We start from the raw sequence: 10,396 nt of genomic DNA, 5'->3' as shown, positions 1-10,396 counted from the left end.
GGTACAATTAACTATTTGTCTTTAAAAGTATCAAGAGAGTTCAAATACAAAAAATGGGCTTTAGATAACACATTCTTATATCAAAAAGTTGCCCAAACCGATACTATTTTAAATGTTCCGCAACTTACCTTGCGAAATACGCTATATTATTCGGATGAAGTGTTTAAAAAGGCCATGTTTCTACAAACCGGAATCACGATAAACTATTTCACTAAATTTTATGCGGACGATTACAATCCGGTTTTGGCAGAATTTTTTGTGCAAAAAAGACAACAAATTGGTGCGTTTCCAATGCTCGATTTCTTCATCAATGCACGGGTAAAACAAACGCGTATTTATCTCAAAGCTGAACATTTCAATTCTAGCTTTACGGGAAATAAATACTATTCGGCACCCAACTTGCCCTACCACGATTTCATGATTCGTTTCGGGTTGGTGTGGAATTTCTTTCAGTAACGAATCGCTTGCGCTTTTCTACAATCCGTATTCCTGCTGTCCGTTCTATCTTTTTTGACAGGTATCGCTTTAGCTAAGATATCTTCAGAACAAAAAAAGGATGCCACTTCCATCAGGGTTAGTTAGTAATCTATTGGTGTAAAATCAGTAGTATTGGAAAACGTTTTTTTAATCAATATCTTTGCCCTCTTAAATAAACAAAATGAACTATTCAGAAAATATATTAGGAACTATTGGTAACACACCTTTAGTAAAACTAAATAAAGTGGTAGAAGGAATCGATGCTTTAGTCTTGGCTAAAGTGGAAACGTTTAATCCAGGTAACTCTACCAAAGACCGTATGGCGCTTAAAATGGTAGAAGATGCAGAAGCCGATGGTCGCCTAAAACCAGGTGGAACTATCATTGAGGGAACTTCTGGTAATACCGGAATGGGATTGGCTTTAGCAGCTATTATTAAAGGATACAAACTGATTTGTGTCATATCCGACAAGCAATCCAAAGAAAAAATGGACATTCTTCGTGCGGTAGGTGCCAAAGTAGTGGTTTGTCCAACCGATGTAGAACCCACCGATCCGCGTTCCTATTATTCGGTTTCTAAACGTTTAGCCGAAGAAACACCAAACGGATGGTATGTCAATCAATACGATAATCCGAGTAATGCTCAAGCAAATTACGAACAAACAGGTCCAGAAATCTGGGAACAAACTGACGGAAAAGTAACTCACTTTGTAGTGGGTGTTGGAACAGGTGGAACCATTTCAGGTATCGGAAAATATTTAAAAGAAAAAAATCCAAACGTTAAAGTATGGGGAATTGATACGTATGGTTCGGTTTTTAAAAAATACCACGAAACAGGTATCTTCGATGAAAACGAAATCTATTCCTACATTACCGAAGGAATTGGGGAAGATATTCTTCCTAAAAACGTAGATTTTTCTATCATAGATGGATTTACAAAAGTTACCGATAAAGATGCCGCTGTATATACTAGAAAGATTGCTTTAGAAGAAGGGATTTTTGTAGGAAACTCTGCAGGTTCTTGTGTAAAAGGATTACATCAATTAAAAGAACATTTCACTAAAGACGATGTAGTAGTTGTTTTATTTCATGATTCAGGGAGCCGTTATGTTGGAAAAATGTTCAACGACGATTGGATGCGCGAAAGAGGATTTTTAGACGAAGAAATTACTAAAGCAGAAGATGTTATCAAAGAACATATGGATAAGCCTTTAATCATTGCGCGTACTGAAGAATTGGTTTCGCATGCTATTGATAGAATGCGTAAATACAAAATTTCTCAAATTCCGGTGGTTGATATAACAGGATTTGTAGGATCTGTAGATGAAACTGATTTATTCCAAAGCTATGTGACTGATAAAAATGTAGCCGATAAGCCAATTCGTGAAGTAATGGGTAAACCGTATCCAATTGTAAAAATAGGCACGCCAATAGAAGAGGTTTCTAAATTATTCAGTAAAGACAATCAAGCCGTGCTGGTAGATTTAGGGAACGGAAAACACCATATCATTACCAAATACGATATCATTGGTTCAATAAAATAATCTTTAAACCTACAATGAAAATTGTAGGTTTTTTAATTTCCAAGCAACACCCCCGAAACATTCCAAGAGCTAAAACTCGTTCCTTCGTTGGCTCCTTGAGGTATTTTTACTTGAATGGTGTGCGTTCCAGCTTTTAAATCTCCAAGATCAATATATACCGGATTGGTCATCGTACCAGGACACCAATTTGATCGACTGTAATCTGAAGAAGACAATCCGTTAGGGAAATTTCCCGAAGCAGGATTGTACAAGCGGTAGGAACCGCAATCTTCGCGCCATGGCGTGAAATGAAAAACTTCGGTTCCGTTTAAATAAATCGAATTTCGCTTGGGTACAAATTCATCACCATTCTCCCAACCGCCATGGCCTGTGGTGATGTAACGAATGCGTGCATTTTTCAAATCCTTATCCAGAGTGAAAGTCACTTCCAACCCTTTTTCCGAATTAAATAAAGTGCCATATTCTTGTCCTGCCATTTCCATCACATTGTTGGTATTAAATAACGGAATGACAGCTGTAGGCTTTGCAATTAGCACTTCCTCTTCGGGATGAATTGTGAGGTTGACACTTACTTTATGTCCGCCTTTGTCATAATTACCAATAAATGTGCCCAGGTAAATTTCTTGGTCACTCAGTGCCGAAGTTAATTCGGATATATCTTGGCGGTAACTCACGCGTTCTTCCCAAGTTTTATCTTTTAAGGTAATGGTATTGTATTGTTTGATGCCAAAAGGAGTGAAGAAGCGTATCAATTCCAATAAAGGCGAATATGTTGACGAAGCTACAATTCCTTGATATAATTTACCGTTTCCATTGTCGTACATTGGCAAAGTCTTTACGCCATTTTGCAAACCATCCAAAAAGGAAGTTTGTTTTTGCATCGGAATCAAAAATACCGACCCCGTTCTATCATAAGCATCTCCATTTGATTGCTCGGTTACATCTAAAAATACTTGGCTGCCTTTTGCTATGGCAGGAATTCTTACTTTTCTAAGTATTATTGTACCGTTGGCAAATCGAAGGATGCTGTCATTTGATTTGGATGCATCCGAAAAATTGATAATTTCTTCCTTAAAAACCGGAATTGTAGTAAATCTACTTTTCCATAATTCATCTCTGTAGGTAAGTAAATCCAATGGTTTTTTAGACTTATTGTTGTCTATTGCCTCTGGGAATTGTTTGACTTTTTCAATTTTGGTAGCCGTCACAATATAGTTGCCATTTCGATTGGTTTCCAAGACCAACCCTAAGTTTTGACCCAAAACTGATGGGGCTCCTTTTATGTTTAGTGCATTGGTATACCAAAGTTCAATAGTGTTAGAGTTAATAATGGTTTTCGCTTTCTTACAGCTATATCCAAGAATTTTTTTCTCGCCCTCCAATAATTCAAAAGTTTGCTTTGCTAAAGAAGTGCTATCCAAAGTAGAAATTTGTTTGTCAACTTTCAATTTGGCTACTTGATTTATAGCATTTGTGCTTCTATCAATGAGAGAAAATTCATACGGATATGTCGCTTTATTTTCAAGAATTGATTTAGATGAAATCAGCGTTTGATTTGAATTAGAAAACACAATAACTGGATCTTGATTTTCTATTATTTTTCCGTTGGAACTCTTGGTATAAGTGATTTTATAATTTGCCTGGCCAAAACTGGCAATTGCAAAAAAGCATAAAGCGATTGTACTAATTTTTTTCATGGAGTTATTTTATGTTACAAATATAAGAGATGAATTTTAGTATTTATAATTTGTGTAAATCACTTTAATAAAGTAACTTAGAGAAAGACCGATTTCCAATCATGAAAGAAGAATTTATACATTATCTATGGAGGTACAAGAAGTTTCACTTCACTGATTTGAAAACTTCTCATGGAGAAGATTTAATTATTGTAAGTTCTGGTGATTATTTGCAAAAAGAAGGTCCTGATTTCTTTAACGCTCAAATCATTATTTCCAATCAAAAATGGGCCGGTAACATTGAAATTCATATCAAATCTTCCGATTGGTATTTACACCATCATGAAAAAGATCTCAATTACAACAATGTTGTTCTACATGTGGTATGGCATCATGATGCGCCGATTTATAGAAAAGACAATACGGAAATTCCAGTATTGGAAATAAAAAAATATGTTTCCCAAGAGATACAACATACTTACAAAGAACTTTCAACTAAAAAAAGCTGGATATTTTGTGAAAACCAAATTCAAAATTGTGATTCATTTGTTTTTGAAAATTGGCAAGAGCGGCTTTTTTTAGAACGACTAGAATTAAAGGCAATGCCAGTGCACGAACTACTTCTAGAAACCCATCAAGATTGGGAAGCTGTGCTGTTTTGTATGTTGGCTAAAAACTTTGGATTAAATACCAATGGAGATGCATTTTATAAAATTGCCAAATCCATTACCTTTTCTTTAATTCAAAAAGAAGCTTTAGAGGTGATTTACCTAGAAGCATTGCTGTTTGGTCAAGCCAATTTGATTCCCGAAACTGTGGAAGATTCTTATCCGCAAGAGCTAAAATCATGGTATGATTACTTATCCTTAAAATACAAATTAAATCAGCCAGTGATTGATAACATTCAATTTTTTCAGCACCGCCCCGATAATTTTCCAACCATTCGATTGGCGCAGTTGGCCATGTTATATCATTTACAACGCAATTTATTTTCTAAAATAATTGCTGCCAAAAATCTAGCCGAATTGCATTCAATTTTTGAATTATCAGTGAGTGAATATTGGAAAACTCATTATAATTTTGATAAGCCAAGCCCTAAAAAAGATAAATCATTATCCAAAGATTTTATTAATTTGCTCATAATAAATACGATTATTCCTATCAAATTTGCTTTTGCAAAAAGCCACGGCAAAGAATCTGCTGAAATTTTAATAAATTTGTTGAACACAATTCCGGGTGAGAAAAACAACATTATTGAAAAGTTTAGTACTTTTGGAATTAAATCAAAAAGCGCATTTCAAACACAAGCATTGTTGCAGTTAAAAAATGAATATTGTAATTTAAAGAAATGTTTGCAATGCGCTATTGGCTTGGATTTGTTAAAAAATAAAAATGATTAATTCCATTCGTTACTTTTTTGAAAAACATGGATTTCATGTTTCCTCTCGCTTGGCAGATAAACTGGGCATGAGAGCCACGAGTGTGCGGTTGTTTTTTATTTACATTTCTTTCGTTACTGTTGGTTTAGGTTTCGGAATTTATTTAACCTTAGCTTTTTGGATAAAATTAAAAGATATGATTCGTTCTAAACGCTCTTCTGTTTTTGATTTGTAGATTTGAAATCTACCTCATTCATAAAATCCCTATTTTACTTTTCTAAAGAGCAGCGCATTGGTATACTTGTTTTATTTTTTGTAATTGTAATCTTACAAATTACATTTTGTTTCACCGATTTCAATCAGCCCCACCACATTTCACTTGAAGAAAAACAATGGATTTCATTAGGAAAAAAATCGAAAGAAATTTCTTATTCCGATTCAGCACCCAATTATAAAGTTTATCCATTCAATCCAAATTTTATTTCTGATGAAAAAGCCTATCGTTACGGAATGACTTTAGAACAAATAAAAAGACTTCGAAATTTTAGAAACCAAGGAAAATTTGCCAATTCGGTAAAAGAGTTTCAAATGATAACCGGTATTTCCGATAGTGTATTAAATGCAATGGCTCCTCATTTTAAATTTCCGGAATGGGTAACTAATCCATCTTCAAATTATTTTAAATCTAAATGGAAAGAATTTCCCAAAAAAGAAACATTAAAAGTTTTAGACATTAATTTGGCAACCAAAGAGGATTTAATGAAAGTAGTTGGAATAGGCGATGCGATATCAGATCGAATTATTAAGCAGAAAGAACTACTTGGCGGCTTTGTTTCGATGGATCAAATGGAGGAAATATGGGGGTTGTCCCCCGAAGTAATTTATGATTTAAATAAATACTTTTTGATTAAATCGAATCCAAACATCAAGAAAATCAATATTAATTCGGCTTCAATCAAAGAATTAGGTCAGTTTTATTATTTTAGATATCCCATTTCCAAAAATATCGTCTCCTACAGAAGTATGAATGGCGATATTAAAATTGAGGATTTAACAAATATTAAAGGTTTTCCTTTGGATAAAATCAAAATAATTGCCTTATATTTGGAATTCTAAATCAAAATTTCAAAATGCCCCTCCCATGAATGCGACCTATTTTACTGAAGAACATGAATTGTTTAGGCAAAGTTTAAAGGATTTCTTACAAAAAGAAGTGGTGCCTCACATTGAAAAATGGGAAAAAACGGGTACTATTGAACGTTTCATTTGGAAAAAATTTGGTGAAATGGGATTCTTCGGGATTGCCTATCCGGAAGCCTATGGGGGTATGAACCTCGATTTGTTTTATACTGTTGTGTTTCTTGAAGAACTTCAAAAAATTAAATCTTCTGGCTTTGCCGCGGCGATGTGGGCACATGCTTATTTGGCAATGACTCATTTAAATGCCGAAGGAGATGAAAGAATCAAACAAGATTATTTAGCTCCGAGCATCTCGGGTGATAAGATTGGTGCCTTGTGTATTACCGAGCCTTTTGGCGGAAGTGATGTGGCAGGGATGCGAACTACTGCTGTTAAAAAAGGAAATAAATACATTATTAATGGATCTAAAACATTTATAACGAATGGTGTATATGCTGATTATTATGTAGTTGCTGCCAAAACAAGTCCGGAACTTGGAAATAAGGGGATTAGTATTTTCTTAATGGATACGAATTGCCAGGGCGTTTCGGCAACAAAGTTGGATAAATTGGGTTGGAGAGCTTCCGATACAGCGGAAATCGCTTTTGATAATGTTGAAATTCCAGAAGAAAACTTAATGGGCGAAGAGGGTAAAGGCTTTCCTTATATTATGCAGCATTTTGCATTAGAACGTTTGATAATGGCTGTTAATGCACATGCAAGAGCAGAATATGCTATAGATTATACACTCGATTATATGTCTCAAAGAGAATCTTTCGGAACAAAAATAAATAAGTTTCAAGCCTTACGTCATACCATGGTTGACCACGCAACTGAGGTTGAGCATTGTAAAATATTTAATTATACTGCAGTTGCACGTTTAAATAAAGGCGAATATGTGGTGAAAGAAGCAACTATGGCAAAACTTAAGTCGACCAAAGTTGCTGACGAAGCCATTTACAGTTGCCTGCAAATGCTAGGTGGTTATGGCTATATGGAAGAATATCCATTGGCTCGATTGTTAAGAGACAGCCGATTGGGGCCAATAGGCGGCGGAACTTCAGAGATCTTGAGAGAAATATTGTCTAAAATGATAATCGACAATCAAAATTACAAGCCAGCCGTAAAATAATTTGTAATTTATAATTCATAATTAAAAATAATTGTTACTTTTGCAGCCTTAACGAGAGGAGGTGTCTATATTATGTTAATTATACCAATTAAAGACGGAGAAAATATCGATAGAGCATTAAAGCGCTATAAAAGAAAATTTGATAAAACAGGAACTGTTCGTCAGTTGCGTGCACGTCAAGCTTTCATTAAACCTTCTGTTACCAATAGAATGAAAATCCAAAAAGCGGCTTACATTCAGAACATGAAAGACAAATTAGAAAGTTTATAATCAATTTTCTATTTAAATAATAATCGTTAGTAGTTAAAGTTTCATAACTTTGTTACTAACGATTTTTTTTATGGGTTTATTTCAGATAAATCCCTTTCACTTTCTAACACTAATTCATGTCTTACCAAAAAGCTTTTCAAGAATACCTTCAACTCGAAAAAAATTATTCCATGCATACGGTTACTGCCTATGGGAATGATTTGATTTTCTTTAAGGAGTTTTTGAAATCCAATTTTGAGATGGATCAATTGGAAGAGGTTAATTACAGCATGATTCGAAGTTGGATTGTTGCTATGGTAGATGATGGAGTTGCCAATAGTTCTGTAAATAGAAAAATAGCCTCCTTAAAATCCTTTTACAAATTCTTACTCAAGATCAAAGTAATTAAGTCAAGTCCTTTATTAAAACACAAATCCTTAAAGACACCAAAGAAATTGCAAATTCCATTTTCTGAAAACGAACTGGATATGGTGTTAAATAATTTAAAGTTTCCCGATGGATTTGAAGGAATTCGTGATAAATTAATCATCGACATGTTTTATACCACGGGTATACGAAGAATAGAATTGATAAGTTTGAAAATGCAAAACATTGATTTGCATAATCGTACACTAAAAGTGTTAGGGAAAAGAAATAAAGAGCGTATACTGCCTATTGTTCCTGTTATTGCCTCCCAAATAGAAAAGTATTTAACCGAAAGAGCTCAATTAGAAGTAATTAAGGATCCGGAGTATTTTTTCTTGATGTTAAAAGGTGTTAAATTAAACGATTCGTTTGTATATCGATTGATAAATTATTACTTTAGTAATGTCTCCGAAAAGGTAAAAAAGAGTCCGCATATATTGCGTCACACTTTTGCAACTCATTTATTAAATAACGGAGCCGATTTAAATTCAGTTAAAGAATTATTAGGTCATGCCAGTTTAGCTTCTACTCAAGTATACACCCACAGCAGTTTATCTGAGTTGAAAAAGGTTTACGGGCAAGCCCACCCCAGAAACAAAAATTAATACAAACCATTAAATTTAAAGCTATGAAAGTAAATGTGAATGCGGTAAATTTCTCTGCCGACAGAAAATTGGTTGATTTTGTTCAATTACGATTAAACAAATTAGATAAATTTTATGACAAAGTGGTTTCTTCAGATGTTTTTTTTAAAGTAGAAAACACGAGTGAAAAAGAAAATAAAATAGTCGAAGTAAAGGTTAATGTTCCGGGTGATGAATTTTTGGTTAAGAAAAAAGGAAAAACATTTGAAGGAGCGATCGATTTGGCAGCAGAATCTTTAGAAAGACAACTTGTAAAAAGAAAAGAAAAAGTCGGAAATTAAAATTAATGAAAATTTTACAAAAAATATTTTGTAACATAAAATAAATACCTACATTTGCAGTCCGTTAGAAATAGCGGACTTTTTTTATTGCCAATGCCAGCGTAGCTCAGTTGGCTAGAGCAGCTGATTTGTAATCAGCAGGTCGTGGGTTCGAGTCCCTCCGCCGGCTCAAAGCCAGTAAGGTGTAATATTAAAAGTTGGGGAGATACTCAAGCGGCCAACGAGGGCAGACTGTAAATCTGCTGACTACGTCTTCGCAGGTTCGAATCCTGCTCTCCCCACAGATTTTTTTAAAAAATTTAGTAAGGGTTCACCCTTACGGATCGCAAGCTCGCTTGTAGTCCTTGATGTCTTTAGGTTTTGTGCTTAAAGAATGTTGGTGAAAACTTACGTTCCTTGCCGACTTAGCTCAGGGGTAGAGTGCTTCCTTGGTAAGGAAGAGGTCACGGGTTCAAATCCCGTAGTTGGCTCAATAAGTATGAAATTTGAACACTAATAAATATAATAACTAAGTTTAAAATTAATTGAAATGGCAAAAGAAACCTTTAACCGTTCGAAACCACACTTAAATATTGGTACGATCGGACACGTAGATCACGGAAAAACAACTTTAACTGCAGCAATAACTAAAGTGTTATCTGATGCTGGTTACTGTCAAGCAAAATCATTTGATCAAATTGATAATGCTCCAGAAGAAAAAGAAAGAGGTATTACTATCAACACTTCTCACGTTGAGTATGAAACAGCTAATCGTCACTACGCACACGTAGACTGTCCAGGTCACGCGGATTACGTAAAGAACATGGTTACTGGTGCTGCTCAAATGGACGGTGCTATCTTAGTAGTAGCTGCAACTGATGGACCAATGCCACAAACACGTGAGCACATCCTTTTAGGACGTCAGGTTGGTATTCCAAGAATCGTTGTATTCATGAATAAAGTGGATATGGTTGATGACGCGGAATTATTAGAATTAGTTGAAATGGAAATCAGAGATTTATTATCTTTCTACGAATATGATGGAGATAATGGTCCTGTAGTTCAAGGTTCAGCTTTAGGTGGATTGAACAACGATCCAACATGGGTTCCAAAAATTATTGAATTGATGGAGGCTGTTGATGCTTGGATTGAAGAGCCAATTCGTGATACTGAAAAACCATTCTTGATGCCAGTTGAGGACGTGTTTACAATTACTGGTCGTGGAACTGTTGCTACAGGTCGTATCGAAACAGGAGTTTGTAATACAGGAGATCCAGTTGAAATCATCGGTATGGGTGCTGAAAAATTAACTTCAACTATTACAGGTATCGAAATGTTCCGTCAAATCCTTGATAGAGGTGAGGCTGGAGATAACGCAGGTATCTTGTTAAGAGGTGTTGCTAAAGAAGATATCAAAAGAGGAATGGTTAT

At 34.9% G+C, this 10,396-nt stretch carries 11 protein-coding genes and 3 tRNA genes; 13 read left to right on the top strand and 1 reads right to left on the bottom strand.

The window, feature by feature from the left end:
• Both ACKOWY_RS03990 and ACKOWY_RS03985 read left to right on the top strand, forming a co-directional pair.
• The coding region (locus ACKOWY_RS03990; protein ID WP_408940150.1) for a putative porin at nucleotides 1-456 on the top strand (456 nt) is incomplete at its 5' end.
• Nucleotides 457-658: 202 nt separating this feature from the next.
• On the top strand, nucleotides 659-2,020 hold the full coding sequence (locus tag ACKOWY_RS03985) for a pyridoxal-phosphate dependent enzyme (protein WP_408940149.1): 1,362 nt from the start codon (nucleotides 659-661) through the stop codon (nucleotides 2,018-2,020).
• 32 nt (nucleotides 2,021-2,052) lie between these two features.
• On the opposite strand, the gene ACKOWY_RS03980 is transcribed toward ACKOWY_RS03985, so the two are convergent.
• Nucleotides 2,053-3,717 carry a PNGase F N-terminal domain-containing protein gene (locus tag ACKOWY_RS03980; protein ID WP_408940148.1) on the bottom strand — a complete coding sequence of 555 codons (1,665 nt, stop codon included), beginning with the start codon at nucleotides 3,715-3,717 and terminating at the stop codon, nucleotides 2,053-2,055.
• A 101-nt stretch (nucleotides 3,718-3,818) separates the two neighbouring features.
• On the opposite strand from ACKOWY_RS03980, the gene ACKOWY_RS03975 reads away from it, so the two are divergent.
• From ACKOWY_RS03975 to tuf, 11 genes are all read left to right on the top strand, one after another.
• Nucleotides 3,819-5,096, top strand: coding sequence for a DUF2851 family protein (locus tag ACKOWY_RS03975; RefSeq protein ID WP_408940147.1), 1,278 nt, complete (start codon nucleotides 3,819-3,821; stop codon nucleotides 5,094-5,096).
• Nucleotides 5,089-5,310: a PspC domain-containing protein gene (locus tag ACKOWY_RS03970; protein ID WP_408940146.1), complete on the top strand. Its 222-nt coding sequence runs from the start codon at nucleotides 5,089-5,091 to the stop codon at nucleotides 5,308-5,310. Before ACKOWY_RS03975 ends, ACKOWY_RS03970 begins: the two co-directional genes overlap by 8 nt.
• 2 nt (nucleotides 5,311-5,312) lie before the next feature.
• A complete protein-coding gene (locus ACKOWY_RS03965; protein WP_408940145.1) occupies nucleotides 5,313-6,191 on the top strand; it encodes a ComEA family DNA-binding protein in 879 nt (292 codons plus the stop codon).
• Nucleotides 6,192-6,216: 25 nt separating this feature from the next.
• Nucleotides 6,217-7,386 (top strand): acyl-CoA dehydrogenase family protein, encoded by a 1,170-nt coding sequence (locus ACKOWY_RS03960; protein ID WP_408940144.1) that lies wholly within the window; start codon nucleotides 6,217-6,219, stop codon nucleotides 7,384-7,386.
• A gap of 72 nt (nucleotides 7,387-7,458) precedes the next feature.
• Nucleotides 7,459-7,656 carry a 30S ribosomal protein S21 gene (rpsU, locus tag ACKOWY_RS03955; protein WP_353085228.1) on the top strand — a complete coding sequence of 66 codons (198 nt, stop codon included), beginning with the start codon at nucleotides 7,459-7,461 and terminating at the stop codon, nucleotides 7,654-7,656.
• Between the two features lie 116 nt (nucleotides 7,657-7,772).
• Nucleotides 7,773-8,666: a tyrosine-type recombinase/integrase gene (locus ACKOWY_RS03950; RefSeq protein WP_408940143.1), complete on the top strand. Its 894-nt coding sequence runs from the start codon at nucleotides 7,773-7,775 to the stop codon at nucleotides 8,664-8,666.
• 23 nt (nucleotides 8,667-8,689) lie between these two features.
• Nucleotides 8,690-8,986 (top strand): ribosome hibernation-promoting factor, HPF/YfiA family, encoded by a 297-nt coding sequence (gene hpf / locus ACKOWY_RS03945; protein ID WP_408940142.1) that lies wholly within the window; start codon nucleotides 8,690-8,692, stop codon nucleotides 8,984-8,986.
• A gap of 95 nt (nucleotides 8,987-9,081) precedes the next feature.
• Nucleotides 9,082-9,155, top strand: a tRNA-Thr gene (locus tag ACKOWY_RS03940).
• A 30-nt stretch (nucleotides 9,156-9,185) separates the two neighbouring features.
• Nucleotides 9,186-9,267 (top strand) — tRNA-Tyr (locus tag ACKOWY_RS03935).
• A 117-nt stretch (nucleotides 9,268-9,384) separates the two neighbouring features.
• Nucleotides 9,385-9,456, top strand: a tRNA-Thr gene (locus tag ACKOWY_RS03930).
• Between the two features lie 59 nt (nucleotides 9,457-9,515).
• On the top strand, nucleotides 9,516-10,396 hold an 881-nt coding region (gene tuf / locus ACKOWY_RS03925), incomplete at its 3' end, for an elongation factor Tu (protein ID WP_408940141.1).

The organism is Flavobacterium sp. (genome assembly GCF_046073885.1).
Classification (GTDB): Bacteria; Bacteroidota; Bacteroidia; order Flavobacteriales; family Flavobacteriaceae; genus Flavobacterium.
Note: the sequence above shows the minus strand (reverse complement) of the source record. Positions and strands in the feature narration are given on the sequence as shown.